The 14584-nt window shown below is 44.6% G+C and carries 15 protein-coding genes and 1 pseudogene; 12 read left to right on the forward strand and 4 right to left on the reverse strand.

The genetic code is table 11. From position 1 onward, the window contains the following. From R7P36_RS13475 to R7P36_RS13505, 7 genes and pseudogenes are all read left to right on the forward strand, one after another. A pseudogene (locus R7P36_RS13475) lies at positions 1–514 on the forward strand (electron transport complex subunit RsxC); the annotation flags it as partial. Beyond that, positions 514–1560, forward strand: coding sequence for an electron transport complex subunit RsxD (gene rsxD, locus R7P36_RS13480; protein WP_005380749.1), 1047 nt, complete (start codon positions 514–516; stop codon positions 1558–1560). The pseudogene R7P36_RS13475 and the gene rsxD, both read left to right, overlap by 1 nt. 7 nt (positions 1561–1567) lie before the next feature. Continuing rightward, positions 1568–2200, forward strand: coding sequence for an electron transport complex subunit RsxG (rsxG, locus tag R7P36_RS13485; protein WP_033907338.1), 633 nt, complete (start codon positions 1568–1570; stop codon positions 2198–2200). Continuing rightward, positions 2200–2892: an electron transport complex subunit E gene (locus R7P36_RS13490; protein ID WP_005396543.1), complete on the forward strand. Its 693-nt coding sequence runs from the start codon at positions 2200–2202 to the stop codon at positions 2890–2892. Before rsxG ends, R7P36_RS13490 begins: the two co-directional genes overlap by 1 nt. A 64-nt stretch (positions 2893–2956) precedes the next feature. After that, positions 2957–3598, forward strand: a complete 642-nt coding sequence (gene nth, locus R7P36_RS13495) for an endonuclease III (RefSeq protein ID WP_005380743.1) — start codon at positions 2957–2959, stop codon at positions 3596–3598. A 32-nt stretch (positions 3599–3630) separates the two neighbouring features. After that, complete coding sequence (gene gloA / locus R7P36_RS13500; RefSeq protein WP_017635317.1) at positions 3631–4047, forward strand: lactoylglutathione lyase; 417 nt, start codon at positions 3631–3633, stop codon at positions 4045–4047. Between the two features lie 150 nt (positions 4048–4197). Continuing rightward, positions 4198–4632, forward strand: a complete 435-nt coding sequence (locus R7P36_RS13505) for a DUF2753 domain-containing protein (RefSeq protein WP_005384886.1) — start codon at positions 4198–4200, stop codon at positions 4630–4632. A gap of 120 nt (positions 4633–4752) precedes the next feature. On the opposite strand, the gene motY is transcribed toward R7P36_RS13505, so the two are convergent. Further along, complete coding sequence (gene motY / locus R7P36_RS13510; protein ID WP_005384887.1) at positions 4753–5634, reverse strand: flagellar protein MotY; 882 nt, start codon at positions 5632–5634, stop codon at positions 4753–4755. Between the two features lie 341 nt (positions 5635–5975). On the opposite strand from motY, the gene rnt reads away from it, so the two are divergent. Together rnt and R7P36_RS13520 are read left to right on the forward strand one after the other, a co-directional pair. Continuing rightward, positions 5976–6620 carry a ribonuclease T gene (rnt, locus tag R7P36_RS13515; RefSeq protein WP_005384888.1) on the forward strand — a complete coding sequence of 215 codons (645 nt, stop codon included), beginning with the start codon at positions 5976–5978 and terminating at the stop codon, positions 6618–6620. A gap of 28 nt (positions 6621–6648) precedes the next feature. After that, positions 6649–7974: a Na+/H+ antiporter family protein gene (locus R7P36_RS13520; protein WP_258510593.1), complete on the forward strand. Its 1326-nt coding sequence runs from the start codon at positions 6649–6651 to the stop codon at positions 7972–7974. 78 nt (positions 7975–8052) lie between these two features. Here R7P36_RS13520 and R7P36_RS13525 read toward each other — a convergent pair whose 3' ends face one another. Together R7P36_RS13525 and R7P36_RS13530 are read right to left on the reverse strand one after the other, a co-directional pair. Continuing rightward, positions 8053–8682 (reverse strand): DsbA family protein, encoded by a 630-nt coding sequence (locus tag R7P36_RS13525; RefSeq protein WP_132936849.1) that lies wholly within the window; start codon positions 8680–8682, stop codon positions 8053–8055. Positions 8683–8756: 74 nt separating this feature from the next. Next, positions 8757–9092: a Grx4 family monothiol glutaredoxin gene (locus tag R7P36_RS13530; RefSeq protein WP_017635833.1), complete on the reverse strand. Its 336-nt coding sequence runs from the start codon at positions 9090–9092 to the stop codon at positions 8757–8759. A 285-nt stretch (positions 9093–9377) separates the two neighbouring features. Here R7P36_RS13530 and sodB point away from each other — a divergent pair, with 285 nt between their 5' ends. The 3 genes from sodB to R7P36_RS13545 all read left to right on the forward strand — a co-directional run bounded on the left by sodB (position 9378) and on the right by R7P36_RS13545 (position 11498). Next, the gene (sodB, locus tag R7P36_RS13535; RefSeq protein WP_005396533.1) at positions 9378–9962 is read left to right on the forward strand and encodes a superoxide dismutase [Fe]; all 585 of its coding nucleotides are present in this window, start codon (positions 9378–9380) and stop codon (positions 9960–9962) included. Between the two features lie 154 nt (positions 9963–10116). Beyond that, positions 10117–10620 carry a VC2046/SO_2500 family protein gene (locus tag R7P36_RS13540; RefSeq protein ID WP_213899703.1) on the forward strand — a complete coding sequence of 168 codons (504 nt, stop codon included), beginning with the start codon at positions 10117–10119 and terminating at the stop codon, positions 10618–10620. A 134-nt stretch (positions 10621–10754) separates the two neighbouring features. Next, a complete protein-coding gene (locus R7P36_RS13545) occupies positions 10755–11498 on the forward strand; it encodes an SDR family oxidoreductase (protein ID WP_005380732.1) in 744 nt (247 codons plus the stop codon). Positions 11499–11641: 143 nt separating this feature from the next. On the opposite strand, the gene adhE is transcribed toward R7P36_RS13545, so the two are convergent. After that, a complete protein-coding gene (gene adhE / locus R7P36_RS13550; protein WP_005380731.1) occupies positions 11642–14344 on the reverse strand; it encodes a bifunctional acetaldehyde-CoA/alcohol dehydrogenase in 2703 nt (900 codons plus the stop codon). Positions 14345–14584: the final 240 nt, after the last annotated feature.

The following is a 14584-nucleotide window of genomic DNA, read 5'->3' on the forward strand; positions in this document are numbered from 1 at the left end:
CAAAGCGCGCAAAGCGAAGCAAGCAGACTCAACCGAAGCGGAAGAAGCTGACGCACCTGCCGAGCAAACCGACGATCTGAAAAAAGCCGCCGTGGCAGCTGCCATTGCACGTGCCAAAGCACGTAAAGCGAAGCAAGAAACGCAAACTGAGCCTGTTGAAGACGCAACTTCTGAAGAACCAGAAGTGGATCCGAAAAAAGCCGCGGTTGCCGCAGCAATTGCGCGCGCGAAGGCTCGTAAAGCGAAACAAGCAGACTCAACTGAAGCGGAAGAAGCTGAAGCACCTGCCGAGCAAACCGAAGATCCGAAAAAAGCCGCCGTGGCTGCTGCCATTGCACGTGCCAAAGCGCGTAAAGCTAAGCAAGAAACGCAAACTAAGCCTGTTGAAGAAGCAACTTCTGAAGAACCAGAAGTGGATCCGAAAAAAGCCGCGGTTGCCGCAGCAATTGCGCGCGCGAAGGCCCGCAAAGCGCAACAAGAAGCTAATAAAAATAATACTGAGGAGAACGAGTAGTGTCGTTTTTTATTGCCAGTTCACCGCATACCCACAGTCGTCGTAGTACGCCAGACTTAATGAAATGGGTGGCACTTTGCGCACTTCCAGGTTTAGTAGCTCAAACCTACTTCTTTGGCTGGGGAACGCTTATTCAGCTGATTTTTGCCATTGCAGTCGCTGTATCCCTTGAAGCCTTAGTCATGATCTGTCGTAAACGCTCACCAATGAGAGCACTACGTGATAACAGTGCGATCGTTACCGCTTGGTTATTAGCCGTTGCTATTCCACCATGGTCTCCGTGGTGGATTATGGTGATCGGACTTATTTTCGCGATCGTAATTGCTAAACACCTCTATGGTGGCCTTGGTCAAAACTTATTCAATCCTGCCATGGTCGCTTATGTGGTCTTGTTAATCTCATTCCCAGTGCAAATGACGAGTTGGAGTGCCCCGACGTCACTCATACCTGATCACGTAAATTTTGCAGATACACTCTCTTTAATTTTTACGGGCTATGATTACGACGGCTTATCACTTCAGCAAGTTCGCTCAGGTGTTGACGGTGTGACAATGGCGACACCACTTGATGCATTTAAGACTGGCATTCTTACAGGTGCCACTCCAAGCGAAGTAATGTCGCAGCCGATATTTGATGGCTTAGGTGGTATTGGTTGGCAATGGGTAAACCTTGCTTACCTTCTTGGCGGCATAGTCATGATCAAAAAGCGTATCATCCAATGGTATATTCCAGCAGGTTTCCTTGCGAGTCTGACTCTGTTTAGCCTAGTGTTCACGTTGCTGACGCCAGGGGAAACTGCGTCGCCAATTTTACACTTGTTATCTGGTGCAACCATGCTTGGCGCATTCTTTATTGCAACCGATCCCGTTTCGGCGTCTACCACCGTCAAAGGACGTTTAATCTTCGGTGCGCTTATTGGTGCTTTGGTTTTTATCATTCGCAGTTGGGGCGGTTTCCCAGATGGTGTTGCATTTGCAGTGTTGCTTGCAAATATGTGTGTGCCACTGATCGATTACTACACCAAACCTAGAACTTACGGTCACTGAGGTAAACATGTTAACCGCTATTAGAAAAAATGGTCTGACACTCGCGATATTTGCATGTGCAACAACCGGATTAGTCGCCCTTACTCAGTACCTAACAAAAGACCAAATCAAGGTACAAGAGCAAAAACAATTACTTTCTGTTTTGAATCAAGTCATTCCAGAAAACATGCATGACAACGCACTCACGCAAGCTTGTACAATGGTCACGTCTCCAGATCTGGGGACATTACGTGCGATGCCAGCCTACCTCGCCACGAAGAATGGTGAACCAACAGCAATCGCAATAGAATCTATCGCGCCAGATGGCTACAATGGTGAGATAAAAGTGATTACAGGGATTGATAATCAGGGCAATATTTTGGGGACACGCGTCCTAAACCACCAAGAAACCCCTGGTCTGGGCGATAAAATCGATCTTCGTGTCACCGACTGGATCCTGAGCTTTACGGGCAAACAAGTCACGGAAAGTAACTGGAACTCATGGAAAGTTCGTAAAGATGGTGGTGATTTCGATCAATTTACTGGTGCAACGATCACGCCTAGAGCCGTCGTAAAAGTGGTGCGAAATACCGTTAACTACGTAAACCAATCTCGTGAAGACATTCTTAGCCAGCCTTTGGGCTGTGAAGGAGAGCAGTAATGAGTGAAAATAAATTGCTGATGAAAAACGGTATGTGGAGCAATAACCCTGCTCTCGTACAGCTGCTGGGTCTGTGTCCACTACTAGCGGTTTCTTCCACGATAACCAATGCCTTAGGTCTTGGTATTGCAACCTTATTAGTGCTGGTCGGCTCCAACGTCACGGTTTCTCTTATTCGTAATTACGTACCAAAAGAGATCCGCATTCCTGTGTTCGTGATGATCATTGCCTCTCTCGTTACCTGTGTTCAGTTATTGATGAATGCCTATGCGTATGGTTTATACCTATCTCTTGGTATCTTTATTCCTCTGATTGTAACCAACTGCATCATTATTGGTCGAGCTGAAGCATATGCTTCAAAAAATGATGTTGCGCCTGCAGCATTAGACGGTTTATGGATGGGGCTTGGTATGACAAGCGTTTTGGTCGTGCTAGGTGCCATGCGTGAGTTAATTGGTAATGGCACACTATTCGACGGGGCAGATCTGCTATTAGGAGACTGGGCATCCGCTCTCCGCATTCAAGTTTTCCAATTTGACAACAGCTTTCTGCTAGCGCTTCTTCCACCCGGTGCATTTATCGGTGTTGGTCTGTTGATAGCGCTTAAAAATGTCATCGATAATTCAGTCCAGGCACGTCAACCTAAAGAAGAAAAACCAACCATAGAACGTGCTCGCGTCACCAACGCATAACAAGATAAGGCTCTGTCATAGGAGCCTTTTTCATAAACCGCAGAGACGGTATTGGAAGTCAGCAATGAACAAAATAAAAAGAATCGAAATTCTTGAGCGATTACGAGAAAACAATCCGAATCCTCAAACTGAGCTTAACTGGAGCTCCCCTTTTGAACTGCTAATCGCGGTATTACTATCAGCGCAAGCAACCGATGTAAGTGTCAATAAAGCCACCGACAAGCTTTTCCCTGTCGCTAATACACCACAAAGTATTCTCGATTTGGGAGTCGATGGCTTAAAAGAATACATAAAGACCATCGGTTTGTTTAACTCAAAGGCAGAAAACACAATCAAGACTTGTAAGATCTTGTTGGAAAAACACAATGGTGAAGTTCCTGAAGATCGTGCCGCGTTAGAAGCGCTACCAGGCGTAGGTCGCAAGACCGCAAACGTCGTGCTCAACACCGCTTTTGGTTGGCCAACTATTGCCGTCGATACGCACATTTATCGCGTGTCGAATCGCACTAAATTTGCGATGGGAAAAACGGTTGATGATGTCGAGCAGAAGCTATTAAAAGTTGTGCCAAAAGAGTTCAAACTCGATGTGCACCACTGGCTCATTCTTCATGGTCGTTATACGTGCGTAGCAAGAAAGCCTCGCTGCGGTAGCTGTATTATCGAAGATTTGTGCGAATATAAAGAGAAAGTATACCCAGATAGCTAATGCTATTTGTAAATCAAAGCTAGGAGCAAAAAATGTCAAACGGTCGAATTCTCCACACTATGCTTCGCGTAGGTGATCTAGACAAATCCATCAAGTTTTACACTGAAGTTATGGGCATGCAGCTGCTTCGTACTAACGAAAATAAAGAGTACGAATACACGCTAGCGTTTCTTGGTTATGGTGACGAATCCCAAGGTGCAGTGATCGAACTGACTTACAACTGGGGTAAAACTGAGTATGACCTAGGTACTGCTTTTGGTCATATCGCCATTGGTGTTGATGATATCTACACAACTTGCGACGCTATCAAAGCGGCGGGCGGTAATGTGACGCGTGAGCCAGGTCCAGTAAAAGGCGGAAGCACGCACATTGCATTCGTAAAAGACCCAGATGGTTATATGATTGAGCTTATTCAAAACAAGCAAGCTTCATCAGGTCTTGAAGGCTAAGCGGCACTTCTAATAATCACTTGTACTGCAAGTTGAACTCCGATTACAGGCAGGTCTGCGATCTGCCTGTCCTTTTATAAACAAAACTCTTTACTTGATAATAGTTATCGTTTAGATTTATCCGCAACTTCGATATGCGGGATTACGATAATGATCAGTGAATGGGAAAAACACACACTTCTAGCCGATACGGCACTTCAACTAGATGACCCTGTTCGCAGCATTCTTCATTACCAGCAAGCCCTAAGCCTGAGTGAAGATATCAGCGAATGTGTGGAAATTGAGGCGGACGAGCGATTATTAATTTCTGTGATTTCTTGTCATAACTTAGCTCAGTTCTGGCGTTGGGCTGGAGATACTGACTATGAACTCAAATACCTTCAACTGGCCTCTGAGAAGGTCTTAACACTTATCCCACAATGCCCAAATAAAGAGTGTGCAAGCTTTATCGACTCGATAGGATGCTGTACTAAGGCGTTGATAGACTTTATGAAGCGTCACCCTAATCCGGCTATTGCCAAACAGGTTGAAAAAATCGATACCGCCACCAATTGCGAAGTCATTGCCAAATTCCGCTTAAACTAACATTCAAATTATACAGCAGGAATCACCGAAACGTGCTTGGCAAAATACCACTAAAATATTATTAACAACGTCAGTAAATCAAAAACGCCGAAGCTTTCAGCTTCGGCGTTTTTATATGCATCACACTTGGGTTCGCCCTAGAGATATCACGACTCGGCGGTTTTTGTCTTTTCCTATTGGCGAACCGTTATCTGCAATAGGACGACGCTTGCCGTACCCTTGCACTTGAATTCGATCTTCCGGTAGCCCTAGAGACTGAAAATAGTCACGAAGTGACTCTGCACGTCGCTCTGATAAACTTTGACTCGCACTTTTACCATCGGTTGAATCTGTGTACGTCGCCACCAGCACGAGATCGATATCTTGATTATGTCGGATATAATCTGCAATTTGTGATAAACGCTTTTTAGAAGCCTTGGTTAACTGATCACCTTGTCTTTCGTAGTGCAAAATCGTAAAAGCAATGTCCTCGAAACTGTATTTCAATAAGTTGGAAATACAGTCGCTAAACGCGTTGTACTTGTTTTGAAACAGTACTGATGACAATGCGACTTCAATTCTCTGATCTCGGCTCTGCCAATCTTGGTAACTAAAAGTCGGATAACGGCCTTTTTCCAGCTCAGACAAAATGCCCCATGCTGTTTGCCCTCCGACATAACCATCAAACTGTTTAAAAAACTTTAGGTTTGTAATTCGATCGGCGTGTTCACCTGGTCGCCAAGGTGGCGGCATAGAAATGAGACTGACGTTACGTGTTTCTCCCATCGGGCGACGCATTTTTAACTCAAAGTCTAAATTGATTTTTTTATTCGCACGAGATGAAAATACCGCATCTCCAAAGCTTGGAATGGGGTGTACAAGCTGACATTCTAATGGTGTATTGACCACCATTTCCCATTGAGATTGCTGTGGAGTTGCAGCATAACGTTTGCCCATCAAAGCGAAGCTGCTTGTGCTAAACAACGAAAATACAACACCACTGGTAATCAGCCATTTCTTCATCTAATACTGTCTCTTAAACGGCAGTCTGTTGCCGTCAATTTGCATCAATAAAACCACTTCAACCAGCATGCAAAAATCTCGCCAATATAGGGTTATCTGTCACACTGCCATTAATGTGAGCCACCGTGTTCCAATCACCTTAACCGCCACTTAGCGTTTTACTTCCTCATGTTTTATCGGTTTACATGATGCAAAGTATGGCGAATAAACGTCTACATAATATGCAATACAAACTTATTGATTGGATGCAAAATAGAATTCCGGTTTTCTCTTAAATTGCGGTTTTTCTCATCGGTATAATCTGCAATAATGCAGCCTTCGTCACACAAAAATAAGCCAACATGACACTAGAAAATGAAGCTCTAACCTTGAAAAAACGCTTTCGTGGTTATTTCCCTGTGGTAGTAGACGTTGAGACCGCTGGTTTCAATGCTCAAACTGATGCACTTTTAGAAATCTGTGCCGTTACGTTGAAAATGGACGAACATGGCGTGTTGCATCCGGCCTCCACCATTCATTTTCATGTGGAACCATTTGAAGGCGCTAACTTAGAAAAAGAAGCGCTTGAATTCAATGGTATTCGTGACCCTTTCAGCCCTCTTCGAGGTGCTGTTTCTGAGCAAGAGGCGCTAAAGGAAATTTATAAGCTTATTCGCAAAGAACAAAAAGCCGCAGATTGCTCACGTGCAATTATGGTTGCTCATAACGCAGCATTCGACTTGGGTTTTGTAAATGCAGCAAATGAACGCTGTAAACTAAAAAGAGTCCCTTTTCATCCCTTTGCTACTTTTGATACGGCTACATTAAGTGGCCTTGCTTATGGCCAAACAGTTCTCGCTAAAGCATGCAAAACAGCCGGGATGGAATTTGATAACCGTGAAGCACACTCTGCGCTTTACGATACACAAAAAACAGCAGAATTATTCTGCGGTATTGTCAACAAATGGAAGGCCCTCGGCGGTTGGCCGCTTGTCGACGAAGAATAATAAGTAAACACAACATATTAGGAAAAGTATGAATCCTGTCGTTATATCAGTGTGCGTCATGCTCGTGTTAGCATTGATGCGCGTAAACGTGGTGGTTGCCCTCACGTTTAGTGCCATCGTAGGCGGCCTAGTCGCAGGCATGAGCCTTGGGGATACGGTTGCCGCATTTGAAAGTGGTCTAGGTGGCGGTGCAACTATTGCGCTAAGCTACGCCATGTTAGGTACTTTCGCTGTTGCCATCTCGAAATCAGGCATCACGGATCTACTGGCCAAAAGTGTTATCAAGCGCTTAAATGGTAAAGAAAACTCGGCGTCAACTACCGGGTTAAAGTACGCGGTGTTAGTCGTGCTCGTTCTTGTCACTATGTCATCTCAGAACGTAATTCCGGTCCATATCGCCTTTATTCCAATTTTGATTCCACCTCTTTTGGGCGTATTTGCGAAACTTAAGCTCGATCGACGTTTGGTCGCGTGTGTTCTTACCTTCGGTTTGATCACACCTTACATGATCTTGCCTGTTGGTTTCGGCGGTATTTTCTTAAACAACATTCTGTTAAAGAACCTACATGACAACGGTTTGGAGAATGTGGTTGCAAGCCAAGTCCCAACCGCCATGTTACTGCCTGGTGCAGGTATGCTGTTTGGTCTATTACTGGCTATCTTTGTTAGCTATCGTAAACCGCGTGTCTACAAAGAAACTGAGTTGACTGTCGTTGACGAAACCGATCATGTCATCAATAAAAAGCACATCTTGGTTGCGGCACTTGGTATTGTCGCTGCTTTGGGTGTTCAGCTTTACACGGGTTCAATGATTATCGGTGCTCTAGCTGGCTTTATGGTGTTTACTTTCGGCGGCGTTATTGCATGGAAAGAGACGCACGACGTGTTCACTAAAGGTGTACACATGATGGCAATGATTGGCTTCATCATGATTGCAGCGGCAGGTTTTGCAGCAGTAATGAAGCAAACTGGCGGTGTTGAAACACTAGTACAATCGCTATCAACCAGCATCGGTGACAATAAGCCTTTAGCTGCACTACTGATGCTGATCGTTGGTCTGTTGGTAACAATGGGCATTGGTTCATCGTTCTCTACGATTCCAATCCTTGCAACTATCTATGTGCCTCTTGCGCTAGCATTTGGCTTCTCGCCGATGGCAACGATTGCACTGGTAGGTACTGCGGCGGCGTTAGGTGATGCAGGCTCTCCAGCTTCTGACTCTACATTAGGCCCTACATCTGGTCTAAATGCTGACGGTCAACATGAGCACATTTGGGAAACAGTCGTTCCAACCTTTATCCATTACAATATCCCTCTAATCATCTTTGGTTGGATTGCAGCAATGGTGCTTTAATACTATTGTTTGGATGGATATACATTTAGTTACGAAAAAGCCGCTCAATGAGCGGCTTTTTGTTATTCATAACTGTGGTTATTGCGCTGGCATATTGTCAATAATACGCTCACGAATCAGCTTCAAGGTTGGTTCTGTCGACAGGTAATCGATGGCAATCGGAAAATAAGCGTCGTTAATTTTAAGAACCAAGCTAGGGTAAGAGCTCACACCTAGGCTCTTTGCAAGGCTCAATTGATCTTCGAACACACCTTCTAAGAAAGAGCCATCCATGTCATTCTTGAATTGCTGAACATTCAAGCCAATTTCTCTCGCTAGTTGCAAGTGAGTAGCTTCTTCATGAGGAGGCATCGCACGTAAGTAATACGCATGCTGAATCGCTTCTAGCATCTGCTCATAAGAGTCTTGAAAGCCCGCTGCAATAACCGCACGACAAGATTGGTAAGTGCTTCTAACTGGCGTACAAAGCTTCCAGAAATCGTAGTTAAACTTAGTGCCTAACTGGCGCTCAATCTGCTTCCAAATACCTTCGAGTTTTTGTTGCATCTCGGGCGGCATCGGTAAATTAGTATCTGGCGCAAGACCACCAACCACATACTCAAATTGAATCACACCTGGCAGTTGCTGTTTTAGTTTATCCAGCGTTGGTTTGTAACCCCAACACCAACTGCACATTGGGTCATGCACGTAGTAAAGCTTTATGTTCATTCCACTAACCTAAAAAGAAAAAGGAGCCAGTACGGCTCCTTCGTATTCTATCGCTAAATGTGAGTATTTACGAATTACTCAGCTTGATCTTCAGCGCGCGCTGCTGCTTCTTTGATTAGAGGCTGCAGTTCACCTTTTTGGAACATTTCTAGAATAATGTCACAACCGCCGATAAGCTCACCTTCAACCCATAGTTGAGGGAAAGTTGGCCATTGCGCGTACTTTGGTAACTCAGCACGGATATCTGGGTTTTGCAGAATGTCTACGTAAGCGAACTTCTCACCACATGCCATTAGTGCCTGTGACGCTTGAGAAGAGAAACCACAGCTAGGTAGTTTCGGTGATCCTTTCATGTACAGCAGGATTGAGTTTTCAGAGATCTGCTGTTTGATTTTGTCGATAGTTTCCATCGCTTCCTCATTCATGGGTTTGAACTTTATTTATTTGCCACATTCTACTCAATAACGACAGAATAAAAACCATATAATTAATAAGGCTTAATTTTAGGTTGCTCATTGGCGAGCAATGCAGCACTTCACCACTGCTAACCTCTTAAAATATTTTCATATCGGGGTTTTAATAAAGTAAAAACTTGCTAAAATACTTAGTAAGTCAGCCTTAAAGGCGACATAGCTATAAAAAAACACTGGAAGCAATCGAAAGGTCATCCTTTCAAATCAATGGAGAATCGAGTAATGGCATTTGAACTACCAGCTCTTCCTTACGCGAAAGACGCACTAGAACCACACATCTCAGCAGAGACTCTTGACTACCACCACGGTAAGCACCACAACACTTACGTTGTTAAGCTTAACGGTCTTATCCCTGGTACTGAGTTCGAAGGCAAAACTCTAGAAGAGATCATCAAGACTTCTACTGGTGGCGTATTCAACAACGCAGCGCAAATCTGGAACCACACGTTCTACTGGCACTGTCTTGCTCCAAATGCGGGCGGCGAGCCAACTGGCGCAGTTGCAGACGCTATCAACGCAGCATTCGGTTCTTTTGAAGAATTCAAAGCGAAGTTTACTGATTCAGCAATCAACAACTTCGGTTCTTCATGGACTTGGCTTGTTAAGAAAGCTGACGGCTCTCTAGAGATCGTTAACACTTCTAACGCTGCTACTCCTCTAACAGAAGAAGGTACAACACCACTTCTAACTGTTGACCTATGGGAACACGCGTACTACATCGATTACCGCAACGTACGTCCTGATTACATGAACGGCTTCTGGGCTCTAGTAAACTGGGACTTCGTAGCTGAGAACCTAGCGAAGTAATATACTTCCCCCTAAGTTCAATTTAGTCTTATTCAAAAGCTCGCTATTTAGCGGGCTTTTTTGTTTCGCCTTCCCTAGCACCTTTAAATAATTCCCTCTTTTACTAAAGTTCTTCTTATCCACGCCGTTAAAAGAGCATCGAGCGAGGAACATCATGCAAATTCATACGTTAGACAAAGCTGCAATTATCAACGAACTTCAGTTCGGTAATGGTATTAACCATGCCGTACACGAAGGTCGTCGTGCGGATTTCTCGCTGATTCTGTCTATGTTCTCTAATGATGTTCGCGATGTGGTCCCAGTTGAAGAGGTCCAGGAAGTCATCACCAGTGACAGTATTCTTCGCCAACAATTGGGTTTATCGCAACCTCAAGCTCTTCGTTCTGATAGCAGCAGCTATAAACTCGCAGCTGAACAAGCGAAACAGTTTCACGATGCAGGATTGCCTTCCGCAAAGCTGAGCCATTACCTAAAACCGGATGCGCTGACTTACCTGCCTGAAGACACATTCAACCTACCAGAGGAGGTTTATCACAACCTATCTGGTCATGAGCGACGCAGATTGGGCGAACGCAACAAACAACTGATCCCAGATGCTGGGCTATATAATCAGCTAGTGACGGCTCAACGTCAGCATCAAATTCAAGCTAAAGCATAGAGATCCGCTTTTTATCCAATAGCTTGCAATACCTACACGTCAGAAATGTGACATCTTACAAATTACCGCACAATAGTCCTCACTCGAAAGCGTTAGTTTGAAGCCTTTCACACTGAACCCAACGAATTTCAACCATGCTATTAGCACAAACCACTGGTGTATTGTTTTTCACATATGGATACAGTGAAGGTGCTATGGATATCAAAGAATCAATTATTCTCGTCACGTCTGCAGGTTCGGTTATAGGAAGAACCTGTGCAAATCACTTTGCTCACCTTGGAGCAACGTTGATTCTTTGTGACCAAAATTCTAGCGCTTTGAGAGCGAGCTATGAGCAAATCAGCGCTTTCACTGACAAAGTGTATGCGATGAATGTGTGTAGTGATAACACAACGTCCATTAACTTATTGTTTGACCAGATAGAATCACAGCTACGTGCGACACCAGATGTGATTGTTAATTGCTGGACCAGCTCCCCTATGCCTGGCTTAATGGCGCCAGAACCAATGAGTACTTACATTGATCACTTGTCGTCTGCGGCACGCTTCCTTTATACCTACGGCCAAGTAGGAGCAGAGCGCTTTCGAGCCAGAAACAAGAAAGGCGTCATTGTTAACGTCATTTCTCATGACAACCATGAAGACTTTACGGGAGTTGAAAGCATGGCGGCGTTGGTGTCAGGTTTTACTCACAGCTGGGCAAAAGAACTCACACCATTCAACATTCGAGTGGGCGGCGTTATTCCCTCGGTAAATCATACAAAAGAAGAGCTCAACGAGAGGCACTGGGCTGAGATCCAAGACGAACTAGTCCGCAACACAGCATACATCGTCGCGAATGAATACTTCAGTGGCCGAGTAGTTGCGACCGAAGTGTAAGCATACACAGCAACTCTGTTTTCCCAAGCCAGATGTAAATCCTGCACCAAAATAAAAAAAGCCCCAGTCATTTGACTGGGGCTTTAACCTTTTCCCGATTAAGGTTCCGTGCTAGCGAAAACCTTGCTCACTCGATTTTTTAATTACGCGTCAGCTTTTTCTTTCTTTGCTTTAGGTGCTGCTTTTGCTGCTTCTTGGTCTGCTTTCTTCTTGATAACAGTTGTACCTTCGAAAGTTTCGCCTTCAACAAATGCTTTACCGTAGTAAGAAGCCATCAACACATCTTTAAGTTCGCTGATTAGAGGGTAACGTGGGTTCGCACCAGTACATTGGTCATCGAACGCTTCTACCGCTAGCTCATCCAGTTTCGCTACGAAATCTGATTCAGCAACACCTGCCGCTTGGATAGACATTGGGATGTCTAGGTTAACTTTTAGTTCATCCAACCATGCTAGTAGACGTTCAATCTTCTGAGCAGTACGGTCACCTTCTTGGCTTAGGCCTAGGTGGTCAGCAACTTCAGCGTAACGACGACGTGCTTGTGGACGGTCGTATTGAGAGAACGCAGTTTGTTTAGTTGGATTGTCGTTCGCGTTGTAACGTACCACGTTAGAGATAAGTAGTGCGTTAGCTAGGCCGTGTGGCAAGTGGAACTCAGCACCCAGTTTGTGAGCCATTGAGTGACAAACACCTAGGAATGCGTTCGCAAATGCAACACCAGCGATAGTAGCTGCGTTGTGTACTTTCTCACGAGCGATTGGGTCATTTGCACCGTTCGCATAGCTTGATGGTAGGTACTCTTTTAGCATCTTAAGTGCTTGAAGAGCTTGGCCATCTGAGTATTCGTTAGCAAGAACAGAAACGTAAGCTTCTAGAGCGTGAGTTACTGCATCGTAACCACCAAATGCTGTTAGAGACTTAGGCATGTTCATTACTAGGTTCGCATCAACGATTGCCATGTTTGGCGTGATTTCGTAGTCAGCTAGTGGGTATTTAGCACCAGTCTTGTCGTCAGTAACAACCGCGAATGGAGTAACTTCTGAACCAGTACCTGAAGTTGTAGTGATACATACAAGCTCAGCTTTTTTACCCATTTTAGGGAACTTGTAGATACGTTTACGGATGTCCATAAAGCGCATTGCTAGTTCTTCAAAGTGAGTTTCTGGGTGCTCGTACATTACCCACATGATTTTCGCTGCATCCATTGGTGAACCACCGCCTAGCGCTAGGATAACGTCAGGTTGGTAGCTAGCCATTTGAGCCGCACCTTTTTCTACTACAGACAGTGTTGGGTCAGCTTCAACATCGAAGAATGTTTGAACTTCCATGCCTTGAGCTTTCAGTAGGCTTACTACGTCATCTGCATAACCGTTGTTGAATAGGAAACGGTCAGTTACTAGGAATGCACGTTTCTTACCTTCTAGGTCGCCAAGCGCGATTGGAAGGCTACCACGACGGAAGTAGATTGACTTAGGTAGTTTATGCCACAACATGTTTTCAGCTCGCTTCGCTACAGTTTTCTTGTTGATTAGGTGTTTAGGACCTACGTTCTCAGAGATAGAGTTACCACCCCAAGAACCACAACCTAGCGTTAGAGATGGCGCAACGTTGAAGTTGTACAAGTCACCGATACCACCGTGAGTAGTCGGGATGTTGATTAGGATACGAGCTGTCTTCATCTTGTCACCGAAGTAACGGATACGATCAGCGTTAGTATCTTGGTTAGTGTAAAGACCAGATGTGTGGCCGATACCACCAATCTCAACCATAGTTACCGCTTGAGCAACCGCGTCTTCGAAGTTGTCAGCACGGAATAGACCTAGAGTTGGAGATAGTTTCTCGTGAGCGAATGCGTCATCGTGAGATACTTTACCCAGACCTTCACCAACAAGAACTTTAGTGTCTGCTGGAACTTTAACGCCTGCCATTTCAGCGATTGCTGCTGCTGGCTGACCTACGATTTTCGCGTTTAGCGCGCCATCGATAAGAAGAACTTTACGAACTTTATCAGCTTCTGCTTTGCTTAGGACATACGCTTTGTGAGAAGCAAAACGCTCTTTCACTTCGTCGTATACTTCGTCAACTACGATTGCAGCCTGCTCAGAAGCACATACTACACCGTTGTCGAAAGTCTTAGACATAAGGATAGAAGCAACAGCACGTTTGATGTCTGCTGTTTCATCGATAACAACAGGAACGTTACCTGCACCTACACCGATTGCTGGCTTACCAGAAGAGTAAGCGGCTTTAACCATGCCTGGACCACCAGTTGCAAGGATAAGAGCGATGTCATCGTGTTTCATTAGAGCGTTTGAAAGCTCAACAGAAGGCTGGTCGATCCAACCGATGATGTCTTTTGGTGCACCTGCTGCTACTGCTGCATCTAGAACGAGTTTAGCTGCATCGTTAGTTGAGTTTTTCGCACGTGGGTGTGGTGAGAAGATGATACCGTTACGAGTCTTCAAAGAGATTAGAGATTTGAAGATCGCTGTAGAAGTTGGGTTAGTCGTTGGTACGATACCGCAGATGATGCCTACAGGCTCAGCGATAGTCATAGTACCTAGGTTGTCATCCTCTTCTAAGATGCCACACGTTTGTTCGTCTTTGTATTTGTTGTAGATAAACTCAGAAGCAAAGTGGTTCTTGATTACTTTATCTTCAACAATACCCATACCAGATTCTTCTACCGCTTGTTGAGCTAGCGGGATACGGGCCTGGTTAGCTGCAAGCGATGCTGCACGAAAGATTTTATCTACTTGCTCTTGAGAGTAAGTAGCGAACTCTTCTTGCGCTTTCTTAACGCGAGCAACCATTGCATCTAGTTCAGCCATATTAGTTACAGGCATAGGGAATCTCCTAAAATTAACAAATATTAAAAACTTTTTACTAAGGCTATTACTTATCGTTTTTACTGTTTATCAGTCACTTAGAAAACAAACGTCTTAGTAAATTGCTTTCAGGACTGAGTATAATATTTCAGAGTGTGAAAAAAATTGACTTGGATCAGTTCTCACCACCTAAATACTACCAAAGTGGTGCCTCATCACACCAAAATGACATAAATCACTGATAAACAAATAAATTAA

Origin of the sequence: Vibrio sp. 397, from assembly GCF_033339395.1 — a bacterium.
GTDB classification, from domain to species: Bacteria; Pseudomonadota; Gammaproteobacteria; order Enterobacterales; family Vibrionaceae; genus Vibrio; species Vibrio alginolyticus.

Excerpts from the sequence above, each read along its gene's own strand:
- rsxG (WP_033907338.1), top strand. The coding sequence starts at position 1,568 with ATGTTAACCGCTATTAGAAAAAATGGTCTGACACTCGCGATATTTGCA.
- R7P36_RS13490 (WP_005396543.1), top strand. The coding sequence starts at position 2,200 with ATGAGTGAAAATAAATTGCTGATGAAAAACGGTATGTGGAGCAATAAC.
- nth (WP_005380743.1), top strand. The coding sequence starts at position 2,957 with ATGAACAAAATAAAAAGAATCGAAATTCTTGAGCGATTACGAGAAAAC.
- gloA (WP_017635317.1), top strand. The coding sequence starts at position 3,631 with ATGTCAAACGGTCGAATTCTCCACACTATGCTTCGCGTAGGTGATCTA.
- R7P36_RS13505 (WP_005384886.1), top strand. The coding sequence starts at position 4,198 with ATGATCAGTGAATGGGAAAAACACACACTTCTAGCCGATACGGCACTT.
- motY (WP_005384887.1), bottom strand. The coding sequence starts at position 5,634 with ATGAAGAAATGGCTGATTACCAGTGGTGTTGTATTTTCGTTGTTTAGC.
- rnt (WP_005384888.1), top strand. The coding sequence starts at position 5,976 with ATGACACTAGAAAATGAAGCTCTAACCTTGAAAAAACGCTTTCGTGGT.
- R7P36_RS13520 (WP_258510593.1), top strand. The coding sequence starts at position 6,649 with ATGAATCCTGTCGTTATATCAGTGTGCGTCATGCTCGTGTTAGCATTG.
- R7P36_RS13525 (WP_132936849.1), bottom strand. The coding sequence starts at position 8,682 with ATGAACATAAAGCTTTACTACGTGCATGACCCAATGTGCAGTTGGTGT.
- R7P36_RS13530 (WP_017635833.1), bottom strand. The coding sequence starts at position 9,092 with ATGGAAACTATCGACAAAATCAAACAGCAGATCTCTGAAAACTCAATC.
- sodB (WP_005396533.1), top strand. The coding sequence starts at position 9,378 with ATGGCATTTGAACTACCAGCTCTTCCTTACGCGAAAGACGCACTAGAA.
- R7P36_RS13540 (WP_213899703.1), top strand. The coding sequence starts at position 10,117 with ATGCAAATTCATACGTTAGACAAAGCTGCAATTATCAACGAACTTCAG.
- R7P36_RS13545 (WP_005380732.1), top strand. The coding sequence starts at position 10,755 with ATGCTATTAGCACAAACCACTGGTGTATTGTTTTTCACATATGGATAC.
- adhE (WP_005380731.1), bottom strand. The coding sequence starts at position 14,344 with ATGCCTGTAACTAATATGGCTGAACTAGATGCAATGGTTGCTCGCGTT.